Raw genomic sequence first — 15,281 nt, 5'->3', positions numbered from 1 at the left:
AGCCACCTCACGCCTTGGAGGCACGATGAGTGAGGGCACGCGCAGGGACTTCCTGAAGATCACAGCGGCGGCCGCGACGGTCGGCGTGCTGGGCGCCGCGAGCTCCGCACCGGGGAAGAGGGTGGCCGTACTGGGCGGCGGTGTGGCCGGGCTCTCGGCCGCCCACGAGCTGGCCGAGCGGGGCTTCGACGTCACCGTCTACGAGCGCAAGGCGCTGGGCGGGAAGGCGCGCAGCATCACCGCGCCGGGGAACTTACCCGGCGAGCACGGGTTCCGCTTCTTCCCCGGCTTCTACTTCGATCTCACCGACACGATGCGGCGCACGCCGTACCCGGGTAACGCCAACGGCTGCTGGGACAACCTCACGCGCGCCACCTCGTACCTGATGGCGCGGCAGGGGCGGCCGGACCTGACGGCGCCGTTCCCGTTCCCGCTGCCGCCCAGCCCGCGCATCTACGACCTGGCCAGCCTCGTCTCGACGATCATCTCGGGGCTGCAGACGGTGTTCAAGCTGTCCTTCAGCGAGGCGGAGTTCTTCGCCCAGAAGCTCGGCGTCTACGCCACCAGCTGCGACGAGCGCCGCCTGGGCCAGTGGGACCGGCTCACCTGGGCGGACTTCATCAGGGCCGACCGGTTCTCCGACGAGTACAACAAGTTCGTGGCCGACGGCACGATCCGCAACCTGGCGGCCACCAAGTCCAAGGACGCGAGCACCCACTCGATCGGCCTGGTGGGCGAGGCCACCCTGTGGAGCGCGCTGGGCCTGGGCAACGAGCCGGGCGGCTCGGTCGACCGGGTGCTCGACGGGGCGACCAGCGAGATGTGGATCGACCCGTGGGTGTCCCATCTGGGCTCCAAGGGCGTGAAGTTCAACGTGGGCTGGGCGGTCGACGGGCTGACCCTGGGCAACGGCAAGATCGCCTCGGCCACGTCGGCGGGCAGGACGATCGACGCCGACTGGTTCGTCGTGTCGATGCCGTCCGAGCGGGCCGCCAAGCTGATGAGCCCGGCGCTGGTGGCCGCCGACGCGCGGCTCGGCAACATCGCCAGGCTCCGGCAGGACTGGATGAACGGGCTCATGTTCTACCTCAAGCAGGAGTTCCCGCTCACGCCCGGCCACGTCAACTACGTCGACTCGGCCTGGGCGGTCACCTCGATCAGCCAGGCCCAGTTCTGGAAGCGGGACTTCGCCACCTACGGCGACGGCACTGTGAAGGACTGCCTGTCCACGATCATCTCCGACTGGTTCACCCCGGGCACCTTCAACAGTAAGAAGGCCGTCGACTGCACCCCGCAGGAGATCGCCGCCGAGGCGTGGGCGGAGATCAAGGCCCACCTCAACGACACCGGCACCCGGCTGACCGACGACATGCTGCACTCCTGGTTCCTCGACCCGGCGATCCAGAGCGGGACCAACGACGAGCCGCTGTTCATCCAGCATCCCGGCTCGTGGGCGCTGCGGCCGGACTCCAGGACGGGGATCCAGAACCTGTTCCTGGCCGGCGACTGGGTCCGCACACCGATCAACGTGACCACGATGGAAGGCGCCAACCAGGGCGCCCGCCTGGCGGTCAACGCGTTACTCGACGCGGCGGGCTCGAGCGCGCCACGCTGCCCGGTGCACCAGCTCTACCGCTCGCCGCTGTTCGACCTGGACAAGGCCGAGGACAAGGTGCGCTACCGGCTCGGCCTGCCCAACAAGTGGGACGTCCGCGACACCCGATGGCCATGACAGAGGCCGACGTCGTGATCGTCGGGGCTCGCTGCGCGGGGTCGGCCGCCGCCATCGCCCTGGCCAGGGCAGGACTGCGGGTGACGGCGGTCGACTCCGCGCGCTTCCCCTCCTCGACGATCTCCACGCACTTGCTCTGGCCGGGCGGGCTGGCCGAGCTCGCCCGGCTGAGCGCTTTGTCCCGTGTCGAGGCGCTGGGCGCGCCCCGCCTGCCGACGGCCTCGGTCGAGATCCCCGGCATCCGCGCGCTCGGCGGCTACAGCGCCGTCGACGGCATCGACTACGCGATGTGCGTACGGCGGGCAGGCCTGGACCTGGCGCTGGTGGAGACGGCCAGGCAGGCGGGCGCCGAGATCCGCGAGGGGCACCGGGTGACCGGGCTGCTGCGGGAGGGCGACCGCGTCACGGGCGTCGAGGTCGCCGAACGCGGCGGGCGGGTCTACCGGTTGCGCGCCCCGGTCGTCATCGGAGCCGACGGGCGCAGGTCCACGGTCGCGCAGCTGGTGGGGGCGGCCGAGCCGTACCTGAGCAGGAGGGACGGGCGGGCCTGCTACTACGCCTACTACGACGACCCGCGCGAGGAGCTGCGGCCGATCGCGGCGCAGTGGCGGCAGGGGGCCGAGCTGGGCACGGCCTTCCCCTGCGACGGCGGGCTCACGCTGGTGCTGCTCATGCCGCCGGACGCCCGCTCCGCCGACTTCACGGCCGATCCGGAGCGGGAGTACGAGCGGACGATCGCCGAGGGGTTGCCCGGCCTGGCCAAACGCCTGGCCGGGTGCGCCCGGGCGTCCAGGGTGTTCTGCGCGTCCGGGCTGGAGTCGTACTTCCGCCCCTCCACCGGCCCCGGCTGGGCGCTGGCCGGTGACGCGGGCCACTTCAAGGACCCGGTCACCGCGCAGGGTATCCGCGACGCGCTGCGGTTCGGCCGGCTGCTCGGCGAGGCGGTCGCCGCCGGGACGCCGCTGCGGGACTGGGAGCGGCGGCGCGACAGGGAGTGCTTGGAGACGTTCTACTGGACCGACCGGATGGGCCGTGCCGACCCGGTCGGCCCGCTCGACGTCGAGATGCACCGGGCGCTGCGGGACGATCCCGCGCTGATGACCCGCTTCCTGGACGTCTACTCGCGGATCGTCCGGCCCGCCGAGGCGCTGACCACGGCCCGGCTGGCCGCGTGGACGTGGCGCGCGCTGCGCGGGCGCGGCACCGACCGGACCGCGCTGCTGCGGTTCGTGGCCAGGTCGGCGTGGGAGATGCGGGAGGAGCGGCGGGATACGGTCGCAAGATTGGCCGGTGACGGGCCGAACCGTAACCCGTAGGCTCTCGAACGATGGATCTCCACGCTTTCACCCCCGGCACCGGGCGGCTCGAACCCCGGGCGGCCCTCCACTCCGACGCCCCCGCGCTCGACCTGAACGGCGTCTGGCGGTTCCGTCTGTCGCTTACGGCCGGCGTGTCCGATTCCTTCGCCGATCCCGCCTTCGACGATTCCGGCTGGGACGAGCTGCCCGTCCCGTCGCACTGGGTGCTGCACGGATACGGCGCGCCCGCCTACACCAACGTCGTCTTCCCGTTCCCCGTCGATCCGCCCTTCGTGCCCGACGAGAACCCGACCGGGGACTACCGGCGCCTCTTCGAGCTGCCTTCGGACTGGAGCGGGGGTCGGCTGCGGTTCGAGGGCGTCGACTGCTTCGCCACGGTCTGGCTGAACGGGCACGAGCTCGGGTCCACCACGGGGAGCAGGGTGCCGGCGGAGTTCGACGCCGGGCCGTGGCTGCGGCCGGGGCCGAACGTGCTGGCCGTACGGGTGCACCAGTGGTCGGCGGCCAGCTACCTGGAAGACCAGGACATGTGGTGGATGCCGGGCATCTTCCGCGACGTGACGCTGACACGGTCGTCTGCGGACGTCTTCGTGCACGCCTCCTATGCGGACGGGCTCGGCATGCTGAGCTTCGAGGGCGCCGGGCTGCTGTCGTGCGAGGAGCTCGGGATCGTGGATCTCGCGCCGGGCGAACCGGTCACGGTGCCGGTGTCGCCCTGGTCGGCGGACTCACCGCGGCTGTACTCGGCGGTCGTGACATTTCCTGACGAGGTGGTATCCGTCCGGATCGGGTTCCGGACGATCTCCATCGAGGACGGGGTGCTGCTGGCCAACGGGCGTCCGCTGAAGCTGCGGGGCGTGAACCGGCACGAGTTCCACCCGGAGCACGGCAGGGCTGTGCCGTACGAGACCATGCGCCAGGACGTGCTGCTGATGAAGCAGCACAACGTCAACGCGGTCAGGACCAGCCACTACCCGCCGCACCCGGACTTCCTCGACCTGTGCGACGAGCTGGGGCTGTGGGTGATCGACGAGTGCGACCTGGAGACGCACGGCTTCGGGCAGATCTCCTGGCGCGGCAACCCGACCGACGACCCGCGCTACGCTCCCGCGCTGCTGGACCGGATGCGGCGGATGGTCGAGCGGGACAAGAACCACCCGTCGGTGTTCATGTGGTCGCTGGGCAACGAGGCGGGCGTCGGGCGGAACCTGGCCGTCATGGCCGACTGGGCGCGGCAGCGGGACCCCTCGCGGCCGCTGCACTACGAGGGCGACGAGTCGTGCGCGCACACCGACGTGTACTCGCGGATGTACGCCTCGCACGCCGAGGTCGAGGCCATCGGGCAGCGCGCGGAGGAGCCCCTCGACGACCCCGAGCTGGACGCGCGGCGGCGGGCGATGCCGTTCCTGCAGTGCGAGTACGCGCACGCCATGGGCAACGGGCCCGGCGGGCTGGTGGAGTACCAGGAGCTCTTCGACCGGTATCCGCGGCTGGCCGGCGGGTTCATCTGGGAGTGGATCGACCACGGGCTGCGGCATCCCACGCTGGAGTACGCCTACGGCGGCGACTACGGCGAGCCGCTGCACGACGGGAACTTCGTCGTGGACGGGCTGGTGTTCCCCGACCGGACGCCCTCGCCCGGGCTGCTGGACCTCAAGCAGGTCTTCTCCCCGGTGCGCTTCTCCTTCGGCGACGGCGCCGTCGAGGTCGCCGGCGTGGACGACTTCCGCGACCTGTCCCACCTGCGCTTCGAGGGCGTGATCGAGGTCAAGGGGGAGCCCGTGTCGCCCTTTCCCCTGGAGGTGCCCGCGTCCGGGGGCACGGTGAAGCTACCGTCCGGCGACGGCTTCGCCGACGGTGAGACGTGGCTGACGATCCGGGCGGTGCTGGCGGCCGACGAGCCCTGGGCTCCGGCCGGGCACGAGGTCGCCTGGGGCCAGGTCCGCCTCTCCCAGGCCACCGTGTCCCCGGTCACCGAGCCGGCTTCCGGAGGTTCGCGGGCGGAAGCGCGCGAGGGGGAGATCGTCCTCGGCGGCGGGGTGTTCGACGGGCGCAGCGGCCGGCTGACGCGGCTGTTCGGGCTCGACGTCGACGGGCCGCGCCTGGAGCTGTGGCGGGCGGCCACCGACAACGACCGGTCCGGAGGGCTGGAGTGGCGCTGGCACCTGCTCGGCCTGCACCGCCTCACGCACAGGACCGATGCCGTCGAGCAGGCGGGCGACGAGCTGGTGGTACGCACCCGGGTCGCGGCCGCCGCCACCGACCTCGGCATGCGGGTCGTCTACCGCTGGTCCGCCGCGAACGGCGGCCTCGACCTCACCGCCGACATCACCCCCGAAGGCGAGTGGAACGACCCGATCCCGCGCCTCGGCCTGACCCTGGCGCTGCCCTCGACGATCACCGACGTGACCTGGTTCGGCCGCGGCCCGGGCGAGGCCTACCCCGACACGGGGGCGGCCGCCAGGGTGGGCCGCTGGACCAGCACCGTCGACGACCTCCAAACGCCCTACGTCTATCCGCAGGAGAACGGCCACCGCTCCGACGTCCGCTGGGCCACCCTCACCGGCCCGGCCGGCGGCCTGCGCGTCTCCGGCCTGTTCGGCCTGACGGCTCGCCGCTGGACCACCGCCCAGCTGCACGCCGCCAGGCACCGGCCCGACCTGGTGCCGGGCGACCACGTGCATCTCAATCTCGACCTGGCCCACCACGGCATCGGCACCGCTTCATGCGGTCCCGCCACCCTCCCCCAGTACGAGCTGCACGCCGCCCCCACCACCCTCCACCTCCGCTTCACTCCGGCCCCCTGATGGTCAAGCTGCATGCCGACGAAGCCGACATCGACGGAGATCTCGTCCGCGAGGTCACCTCGTCGCTGTAGTGGCTCGCCGTACAGGAGCCTGTACGGCGAGCCGGGGACGACCGCTAGGGCGTCAGGGTGATCGTGGTCTTGTGGTCCACGCCGCTGACGCTGGTGGTGAGCTCGACCGTGCCGGGGCGCAGGGCCGTGAACGTGCCCGTAGCCGGGTCGAAGGTGGCCAGGTCACCGGGGCGGGGATGCGCGCCGACGCGCAGGCCGGGCGAACCCGTCCACTGCACCGAGACCGGGTAGGCGGCCGGGACCACGCGGGTCCCCTGCTTCACGTCCGCAGTGATCTTGGCCGTGGCGCCGACCTTGACCGAGGCGGGCGCGGCGACGGCCAGATCGTCGACGTGCGGGCGCACCTGGGTGGCCAGCCAGTCGGGGGCGTCGACGAACCAGTTGCGGCGCACGTGCTCGGCCTCCTGCGGCGTGACCGGGTCGACGCCCCACAGCGACCAGCCCGTGAAGCCGCCGTCCTCCGGAGCCGTGGCCGGGTTCTTGCCGGAGTTGCCGTTGATGAAGTAGGGCACGGCGTCCACGTGGTCGCCATGGAACGTGCCGACGTGGCCGCCGATGTAGGCCGCGCCCTTGCCGGTCGTGCGCTGGAAGTCGGCCAGCCAGTCCTCCACCAGCGCGGCCTCCTTGCGGTCGCCGAGCTGGCTGCCCTTGCCGGGCGTCGGGTCCCTGGGCGGCACGTGGAAGAGCACCACGACCGAGCCGATCGAGGAGTCCGTGGCCGCCTTGTCCAGCTCGGAGCGGAGCATGGCGACCTGGTCGAAGCCGCCGCCGCGCAGGTTGAGCCGGGAGGTGTCGAGCGTGATGAAACGGGTGCCGTTGTGGTCGAAGACGCCGTTGGTCGCGCCGAAGACCGCCTTGAAGTTGTCGATCTTCCCGCCCATCACCTCATGGTTGCCCGGGATGTAGACATATTTCAGGTCGTTCCCGAGCTCCTCATCGAGGATCCGCTTGGCCAGCGCGAAGTCGTCCGGCGAGGCCTCGTCCACGAAGTCGCCGTTGATCAGCAGGAAGTCGGGCTTGGCCGCCTTGATCTCCTTGAGCGTACGGCGGGCGTTGCGCACGATGTCGCTGTCCGGTTCCCGCGCCACGAACTGGGCGTCCGACATCACCGCGAAGCGCCACGGCATCGCCGAGACCGACGGCTTGACCACCGGGTCCACGACCTTGGCGGCGGGCGGCACGGTGATGGACGGCGGCACCTTGGCCACCAGCCCGTCGATGGCGATCTCGTTGGTGTACTTGGCGTCGGCCCTGGTCTCGGCCACGTAGAAGCGGCGCAGCTTCAGCGGGTAGTTCACGCCGGGCGGGACGGCGAACTCGACGTACTTCCAGCCGGTCCAGGTCAGGTACGGCCCGCGCAGGATCTGCGACTGGCCCTGGGAGTCGTAGAACTCCAGGCTGGGCCACTCCCCCTTGCCGGTGGAGTTGATCCACAGGCCGAACGCCTGCGGCTGCCCGGGGATCGTGATCTGCTGCGGCGGGCTGGCGTAGGCCGCGCGGGTGGCGGTCGACTGGGTGAAGTCGTAGGACAGCTTCAGCCCGCCGCCGCTCTGCCCGGCGGTGGCCGACAGAGATCCGGTGGCGCGCGCCGCGGCGAACGTCCACGAGGCGGCGTCCTCGAAGTCGGCGACCGGCTTGTCCTCGAAGCCGACGGTCACCGGCAGCGCCGTCGTGATCTTTCCGACCTTGGCGGTGATCAGGCCCGACCCGCTGGCCGCCTTGGCCTTGACCGTGAAGAAGCCCTGCTCGGCGGGGGTCACGTCGAAGAGCGCGTGGTCGTAGTCCAGGGTGAGGTCGGTGGGCTCGATCGGCGCGGTGTTGCCGTTGCGGTCGTACCCGACGACGCCGAACGTGCCCGTGGCGTCCTGCGCGGCCAGCCCGAGCCGGTCGGAGGTCATGCCGAGCCGCTCCAGCGGCTGGAGGACGGTCAGGCCGATGGTGCCCTTGGCCGAGTCGCGGAAGGCGGTGACGGTCGTCTCGCCCGGCACCAGGGCATGGAACCTGCCGTCCCGCACCACGCCGTGCACGGCCGGGTTGGCGCGCCAGATGGGCGCCCCCGAGGCCGGGCCGTACGTCTCGTCGTAGCCGGCGGCGCTCAGCCGCCGGGTGAGCCCGGGGAAGACGCGGTCGGGACGCCCGCCCGTGACGGGCCCGACGCCCGGGGCCTTGGCCGGGTCGGAGGTGGTCTCCACCCAGAAGCCCTTGAGCTTGCCGCTGCCCTCGGGCGCGTACAGCGCCAGGCCGTTGGGCACGGGCCGCTCGCTGCCGTCGGACGGGCTGTTCTCCACCTGCACGTCGGCCGAGCCGGGCTCGCGCGCCAGCATCGTGGAGGAGCCGCCGCCGTCGAGGTTGAGCGCGTTGGCGGCGCCCAGTTCGACCATCATCGCGGCCAGCTCGTTGAGCGTGACGCCGCGGCTGTCGACCTGGCGGCCGTCCACGGTCAGCAGGATCATCTTGCGGCCGTCGGCGGAGAAGCCGACCGCGGTGCGCGGGTGGGCGGCCGGGTCGCCGGAGTTCTGGATCTGGCCGTCCTTGACCAGCACGTAGCTGCCGCTGACGGCCGTCCGCACGTCCTTGCCGTCGGAGGCCTTGGGCTGGTAGGTGACGTCGACCTTGTCGCCGGGCTTGAGTGCGGCCAGCGCCGTGGCCCCGGCGTCGCGGCCGAGCAGGATCGACGTGCCGGCCGGGATCGGGCCGGTCCCCGCGGCCTGCCGTACCTCCTTGACGACGCCGTCGGCGAGCTCGACCTCGGTGACGGCGGAGGCGCCCTCGACCGTGCGCGAGCGCTGGTAGGAGCCCCACAGCGGCGTGAACAGGCCGATGCCGTCGCGCTGGATGACCTGGTTGAACTGCGTCAAGGTCAGCGGCGAGCCACCGGCGGGCGTCGCGGTGCCGTCGAAGTTCATGGTGACGACGCGGCCGATGCCCTCTCCGGTGAAGGCGGCCGCGTTCGTCCAGCCCTGGGAGTTTGACTGGATCAGCTTGCCGTCCTGGACGCCCGTGCCGAGCGGCGCGCCGGAGCGGTTGATGTCGAAGAAGTCACCGTTGACCGCGGCGACCGCGTGGACCCGCCTGGCCGGGCCGGACAGCGGCTCGTCCTTGGTCACCTCGCCCGACGACAGGTATCCGGCCTTGGCGCTGCCGAGGTCGGCGCTGACCGCGTCGGCGCGCAGCCAGCCGGCCGCGTCGTAGCGGTCGAAGGAGGTGAGGGTGACGCCGGGCGCGAGGGGCCGGGTCTTCTTGGCCGTCTCCAGCTGCTGGCCCGCGGGCGCCGCCAGCAGGACGGACGGGGGCGGATAGGAGGACGCCTTGGGCGCGTCCTCGGCGGGAGGTGTGGGATCTGCCTGGGCGGGCGCGGCTAACAGGCCGAGGGCGAGCCAAGCCCCGGCCACGATTCGGAGGGTCTGCACGCCCCGAACTCAATCGCCCGTGGATATTACTTTCAAGACCTTGGAGTGAACTAAAAGAAAATTTCAGATCTAGCATGGTCCCGTGGATCTCTATCGGGACCCGTATCCCTTATACGCCGAAGCCCGCGGGAGACCGGGGCTGACGTTCGTGCCCGAGCTGGACGCCTGGCTGGTCAGCCGCCACGACGACGTGCGGGAGGTGCTGTCGCGGCCCGACCGGTTCTCCTCGGCGGGGGCGCTGCGGCCCGACTACCTGCCGGGTCCCGCGGCGCTGTCGGAGATGGTCAAGGGGCTGGGCGGCGTGCAGGCGGTGCTGACCGCCGACGGCGAGGCCCACCGCCGGCTGCGGCGGCCGCTCACCAGGGGGCTTTCGCCCTCGCGCGTACAGGCGGTGCTGCCCTACGTGCGGCAGCGGGCGGCCGAGCTGCTCGACGGGTTCGCCGGGCGTGGCGTGGAGTGGATGGCGGAGTACGCCCGGCCGCTGCCCGCGAGCGTGATCGGGCGCCTGTTCGGGTTCGACCCCGCCGACCTTCCGGGCGCGATCCTCGGCGGGCAGCGGGCCGAGGAGCTGGTGTTCTCGCGGCTGAGCGAGCAGGAGCAGGTGTCGGCCGCCAAGCAGGTCGTGGCGCTGCAACTGCTGCTGGACGCCGAGGTCCGCGACCGGCTGGCCTCCCCGCGCGACGACCTGGTCACCGAGATGGTGCGCGGGCTGGCGCCCGAGGCCACCGAGCTCACGCTGGACCAGCGCAAGGAGATCGTGTCGAACCTGCAGAACCTGCTGCTCGCCGGGCACCTGACCACGACCGCGCTGCTGGGCACGTGCCTGCTGCACCTGCTGCGCGACCGCGCCCAGTGGGAGCTGCTGTGCGCGCGGCCCGAGCTGATCCCGGCCGCGGTCGAGGAGGCGGTCCGCTTCGACGCCCCTGTCCAGGGCTTCAGGCGTACGGTGACCACGCCGGTCACGCTGGCGGGCACCGCTCTGGAGGCGGGCGACATGGTGTTCGTGGCCTACGGCTCGGCCGGGCGGGACACGGGTTCCACGTTCGACATCACCCGGGCGTCGGATCGTCACCTGAGCTTCGGGCACGGGGTGCACGGCTGTCCCGGATCCCAGGTGGCCAGGGAGCAGGTCCGGATCACGCTGGAGCTGCTCGTGGAGCGGATGCCCGGGCTGCGGCTCGCCTCGGACGAGGTCACGATGGCGCCGACGCTCATCCACCGGGCTCCCGAGGTCCTCCACCTCGCGTGGTGATCCTCCTGGCGGGCCGCAGGGGGATGTCCGGCCCGCCAGGAGGTGGCACTCAGGTGTGGGCGTCGGAGTTGCCCGCCAGCTTCACGCTCGCCAGGTCGTGCGCCTGGATCGCGGTCTCCACGGCCGCGACCGTGGAGCTCGAGGTCACGCCCGGCAGGGTCGCCGTGTCGAGCGCGTAGAGCGTGAACTCGTACTTGTGCGAGGTGCCGCCCGGGCAGGGGCCGAAGTACTGCAGCGACTTGTTGCCGCTGCTCATGGCCTTCTGCTTGGCCGGCGACTGGTTCGGCACGTCGTAGCCGAGGCCCAATCCCTCCGGCAGGCCGGACTTGGTGGCCGGGATGTCCCAGATCACCCAGTGCTTGTTGGAGTTGGCCGTGTCGATCAGCGTGATCGCGTAGCTCTTGGCCGCCGCCGGAGCTCCGGTCCAGGCCAGCGGGGGTGAGATGTCATTGCCCGACGCCCCGTCCTGCTGGCAGGTGTACTTGACCGGGATCGTGCCGTTGCCGGCGAAAGCCGTACTCGTGAGCGCGAAGGGCCCGCCGGAGAACTTCAGCCGCACGATCACGTTGTCCAGCACCGACGGCGTGCCGCCGTTCTTGTCGTTGTTGGTGGAGGTCAGCCACAGGCCGCCGTCGGGGGTCTTGACCACTGTGCGCAGGCGGCCCCAGCGGCCGTTGAAGAAGGCCCGCGGCGTGTCCGTGGTGCTGCCGTTGATCTTCATGACCCACAGGCGCTGGCCGCGCACCGCCGCCATGTAGATCCAGTCGTTGACGATCTCCAGGCCGCTCGGCGAGGCGGAGGCCACGTCCCACTGCTGGACCGGGTTGACGTAGCGGGAGTCGCTGCACTTGCCCTCGCAGTTCGGCCAGCCATAGTTCTTGCCCGGCTGGATGAGGTTGAGCTCGTCCCAGGTGGAGTTGCCGAACTCCGACTCCCACAGCCTGCCCTGGGAGTCCCAGGCGATGCCCTGCGGGTTGCGGTGGCCCAGGCTGTAGACGCGCGGCGCGCTCGGGAACGGGTTGCCCGGTGCTCCGGCGCCGGTCGGGGTGACGCGCAGGATCTTGCCGTTGAGCGAGTTGAGGTTCTGCGACAGCGTGTCGTTCTCGGCGTTGCCGGTGGTGATGTAGAGCATGCCGTCCGGGCCGAACTTGATCCGGCCGCCGTCGTGGTAGTGGCTCTTGGCGATGCCGGTGACGATCGGCTCGCGGGCGCCGATGGCGCCGTTCTCGTACTTGAAGCGCACCACCCGGTTGTCGCTCGCGGCCGTGTGGAAGGCGTAGACGTAGTGGTCGGTGGCGAAGTTCGGGGACGCGGCCAGGCCGAGCAGGCCGCCTTCTCCGCCCGTGGTCACCGCCTCGGTGATCTTGCCGACCACGGTCCTGGTGCCGTCGGGGGTGACGCGGACGACCTCGAACCGGTCCCGCTCGGCGACCAGCGCGCTGCCGTCGGGCAGGAACGTGATGCCCCACGGCAGGTCCATCTTGGTGTTGATGTCCTTGTCGTAGATGGGGTCGCCGCCGATCGCGGTGGAGCCCGTCTTCACCTGGAGGGCGGGGCTGCGCGGCGAGACGTTGTTGTTGGCGTCGAACGCCTCCACCTCGAAGGAGTACGTGGTGTCGGCCGTCAGCCCGTCGGCGGTCGCGGTCAGGTCGGGCACGGTGGCGAACTTCGCGCCGTCCCGGTAGAGGTTGTAGCCGGTGACGCCGACGTTGTCGGTGGCCGCGTCCCAGGCCAGGGTGACGCTGGTCGAGCCGGTGCTGACCGCGTGCAGATTGCCGGGCACGGTCGGCGGCGTCGCGTCGTCGCTGGGCGGGGTGGTGATGACCACGACGTTGCTGACGTCGGAGGAGTTGCCGGCCGCGTCGACCGCGTGCACGTTCAGGTCGTAGCGGGTGTTGGGCGTCAGGCCCGTCAGCGTGGCCGAGGTGATCGAGCCGGAGACGGTCTTGAGCACGTTGCCGCCGTTGTAGACCTGGTAGAAGGCCACGCCCACGTTGTCCGTCGACGGGTCCCAGGCCAGGTCCACCTGGTACGGCTTGACGTCGCCGACCACGTGCAGATTCGCCGGCGGGGTCGGGTTCTCCGTGTCGGAGGGCGTGGGCGCGGTCAGCTTGTCCAGGTTCGGGCCGCCGTTGGCGGTCGTGGCGGTCAGCCTGACCTTGTTGGCGCCCGCGACCAGGGCGGCCGGAACGGCCTTGTCCTTCCACGTGTCCCAGTTGCCGGTGCCGGGGAACGACAGGCCGGGCGAGGTGACGGTGCCGTTGACCACGACGTCCACCGGGCGGTCGGTGGTGGTGCCGTTGGCGTACCTGACGGTCAGGTTGTAGTTGCCGGCCGTGGGCGCGTTGACGGTGAACTCGACGTAGGAGCCGGCCGTGTTGACGTAGTCGACGAAGCCCGTGCCGGTGTACCCGGTGTGGTTGGTGGCCACGGTGGCCTGGCTGAGCGTGGCGTTCTCCGCCTGGTACTCGGTGCTCGGGCCGGCCACGTCCACCTCGAGGTAGTCGAGGTTGGGGTTGCCGCCCGCGCCCGCGGCGGCCAGGCGGACCTTGTTGGCGCCCGCGTTGACCTGCGCGGTCACGGTCGCGGTGTCCCAGGTGTCCCAGTTGGTCGTGGGGTTGAACGTCTTGGCCGCGGCGACCACGGTGCCGTTGACCGAGACATCGGAGGGGCGGTTGGCGGTCGTCCCGTTGGCGTAGCGGATGGAGATCGTCGCGGTGCCCGCGGCGGCCGCGTTCACGGTGAACTCGGTGTAGCTTCCAGCAACGTTGTCACCGTTGACGAAGCCGGTGCCGGAGAATCCGGTGTGATTGGACTCCACGACGCCTTGGGAAATCGTCGCGTTCTCCGCCTCGTATCGGGTCGGAGCGGCGGCGGCCTGCGCGGGTAACGCCCCCACCAGGCCGAGCAGTAATCCAACGGCTAGAAGACGCATGGATCCTCCGGGGGGTGGTCGTTAGGAAGGTTTCCTAACTCACAAAAGATAGGATCACTGGTCACACGCGCCTGTCAATACATCCCATCACTGGCGCTCCGCCCGTCGTCGGCGCAAACTGGACAGAACAGGCGAGACGGCGCGGAGCAGTGGAGCACCCGTGGACAATCACCTCGATCACATGCCGATCCTCTCCCGCGGCAGGCACCGCAATCCCAAGCGCGGCGCGTGCTTCATGGAGTTGGCGTCCTATCTGGCCGGAGAGCGGTGGAGCGACCATCCGGGGTGCACGCACCCGTTGCTGGCCGCCCTCGCCCGCCTGGTCAATGACAACACAGGGGACGAAAGCCGTAACAAGCTCGTCCACCTAGTCCCGTCGATCATCGGGCTGACCAGCGACGACCTGCGGGTCGACGCGCAGATCGCGCTGCGCTGCGCGACCGCGGCGCTGCCCGTGGCCGCGGCCGAGCGTCAGCTCGCCCTGGCCGTCTCGGTGCTGGCCGCCGAGGAGATGCTGGCCAGGCTGGACGGCGCGCCCTCCGGGCGGATGAGCGAGCTCAGCACCCGCGCGATGGCCCAGGTGCCGCACGCGGCCGAGCAGGCGCACAAGTTCAGCAGGGCGGCGCGGATCACCGAGAAGGGTTTCCGCAGGTACGCGGCGCCCAACGCGGTGCAGCTGTCGGTGGTGGGCATCGTCCAGGCGTGCATCCCGGATCCCGACAGGCTGCTGCGCGGGCTGCTCGAGGACGCGATCGCAGACTGCCAGGCGATGATCAAGAAGCCGGCGGAGTTTTCGCCAACAGATTCGCCACAAGCCGTCATATAAGCGCTTCACCGCAGGTCAGGGAAGCCTCCCCTTCGTTGCGGATCACCGGGCCATGTGCCTTAATTCCGTGACGAGTGGCTGAATTGTGGAGGTTTTCATGACCGTCGAGCTGGCCCCGCCGTACACCGCCGAGAAGCACCATAGCCACCGGGACGTCACCGGGGGCTGGCTTCGCCCGGCGGTGTTCGGCGCGATGGACGGCCTGGTGTCCAACTTCGCGTTGATCGCGGGTGTCGTGGGCGCCGCGGGAGCGGGACGAGGTGCGGTGCTTGCCGGGTTCGCGGGGCTGGTGGCAGGGGCGTGCTCGATGGCGGCGGGTGAGTACACCTCGGTCAAGTCGCAGACGGAGCTGATGCGGGCCGAGATCGCGGTCGAGCGGCGTGAGCTGGCGCGCAACCCCGAGGGTGAGCAGGCGGAGCTGGCGGCGCTCTACCGTGCCCGCGGCCTGGACGCTGAGCTCGCCGACCGGGTGGCGGCCGGGCTTTCGGCCAATCCCGAGCAGGCTTTGCGCGTGCACGTGCGGGAGGAGCTCGGTGTCGACCCCGACGACCTGCCCTCGCCCTACGTGGCGGCGGCCTCGTCGTTCTGCGCGTTCGCGGCCGGGGCGCTGGTGCCGCTGGCGCCGTTCCTGTTCGGGGCGTCGGGGCTGCTCGTGGCGTTGATCCTCAGCGTGCTCGCCCTGTTCGTCTCGGGCGCGGTGGTCGCCCGCATGACGGCCCGCCCCTGGTGGCTCGGCGGCCTCCGGCAGCTCCTGCTCGGCGTCGCGGCGGCCTCGGTCACCTTCGCCCTCGGCCACCTCCTCGGCGTCGCCGTCTCCTAACCCCCTCCAGGTACGGCACGCCCCACACCCCGAATACGCCGCCACCCTCCCCCCGCGCACGGCGCGCCCCACCCACCCGAACACGGGCGCGCCACCCACCCAAGCACGG

General features: G+C 71.1%; 8 protein-coding genes. 6 read left to right on the top strand and 2 right to left on the bottom strand.

Annotated elements, in window-relative coordinates:
* Nucleotides 1-25: 25 nt before the first annotated feature.
* From ACIBHX_RS44810 to ACIBHX_RS44800, 3 genes are read left to right on the top strand one after another with little or no spacing between them, the layout of a single operon-like run.
* Nucleotides 26-1,732, top strand: coding sequence for an FAD-dependent oxidoreductase (locus ACIBHX_RS44810; RefSeq protein ID WP_397074150.1), 1,707 nt, complete (start codon nt 26-28; stop codon nt 1,730-1,732).
* Nucleotides 1,729-3,048 carry an NAD(P)/FAD-dependent oxidoreductase gene (locus ACIBHX_RS44805; RefSeq protein WP_397074148.1) on the top strand — a complete coding sequence of 440 codons (1,320 nt, stop codon included), beginning with the start codon at nt 1,729-1,731 and terminating at the stop codon, nt 3,046-3,048. Before ACIBHX_RS44810 ends, ACIBHX_RS44805 begins: the two co-directional genes overlap by 4 nt.
* Before the next feature lie 11 nt (nt 3,049-3,059).
* Nucleotides 3,060-5,858: a glycoside hydrolase family 2 TIM barrel-domain containing protein gene (locus ACIBHX_RS44800; protein ID WP_397074146.1), complete on the top strand. Its 2,799-nt coding sequence runs from the start codon at nt 3,060-3,062 to the stop codon at nt 5,856-5,858.
* 115 nt (nt 5,859-5,973) lie between these two features.
* Here ACIBHX_RS44800 and ACIBHX_RS44795 read toward each other — a convergent pair whose 3' ends face one another.
* Nucleotides 5,974-9,339, bottom strand: a complete 3,366-nt coding sequence (locus tag ACIBHX_RS44795; protein WP_397074144.1) for a phosphodiester glycosidase family protein — start codon at nt 9,337-9,339, stop codon at nt 5,974-5,976.
* An 82-nt stretch (nt 9,340-9,421) separates the two neighbouring features.
* Between ACIBHX_RS44795 and ACIBHX_RS44790 the strand changes: the two genes are divergently transcribed.
* Entirely contained in the window at nt 9,422-10,591 is a 1,170-nt protein-coding gene (locus ACIBHX_RS44790; protein WP_397074142.1) for a cytochrome P450, read from the top strand.
* Nucleotides 10,592-10,640: 49 nt separating this feature from the next.
* Here ACIBHX_RS44790 and ACIBHX_RS44785 read toward each other — a convergent pair whose 3' ends face one another.
* Nucleotides 10,641-13,526, bottom strand: coding sequence for a YbhB/YbcL family Raf kinase inhibitor-like protein (locus ACIBHX_RS44785; RefSeq protein WP_397074140.1), 2,886 nt, complete (start codon nt 13,524-13,526; stop codon nt 10,641-10,643).
* A gap of 160 nt (nt 13,527-13,686) precedes the next feature.
* Between ACIBHX_RS44785 and ACIBHX_RS44780 the strand changes: the two genes are divergently transcribed.
* Together ACIBHX_RS44780 and ACIBHX_RS44775 are read left to right on the top strand one after the other, a co-directional pair.
* Nucleotides 13,687-14,352, top strand: a complete 666-nt coding sequence (locus ACIBHX_RS44780) for a hypothetical protein (protein WP_397074139.1) — start codon at nt 13,687-13,689, stop codon at nt 14,350-14,352.
* A 97-nt stretch (nt 14,353-14,449) separates the two neighbouring features.
* Complete coding sequence (locus tag ACIBHX_RS44775; protein ID WP_397074137.1) at nt 14,450-15,172, top strand: VIT1/CCC1 transporter family protein; 723 nt, start codon at nt 14,450-14,452, stop codon at nt 15,170-15,172.
* Nucleotides 15,173-15,281 lie beyond the last annotated feature (109 nt).

The sequence above is a fragment of the Nonomuraea sp. NPDC050536 genome (assembly GCF_044457685.1).
Classification (GTDB): domain Bacteria; phylum Actinomycetota; class Actinomycetes; order Streptosporangiales; family Streptosporangiaceae; genus Nonomuraea.
This window is presented reverse-complemented; position numbering and strand designations above follow the sequence as displayed.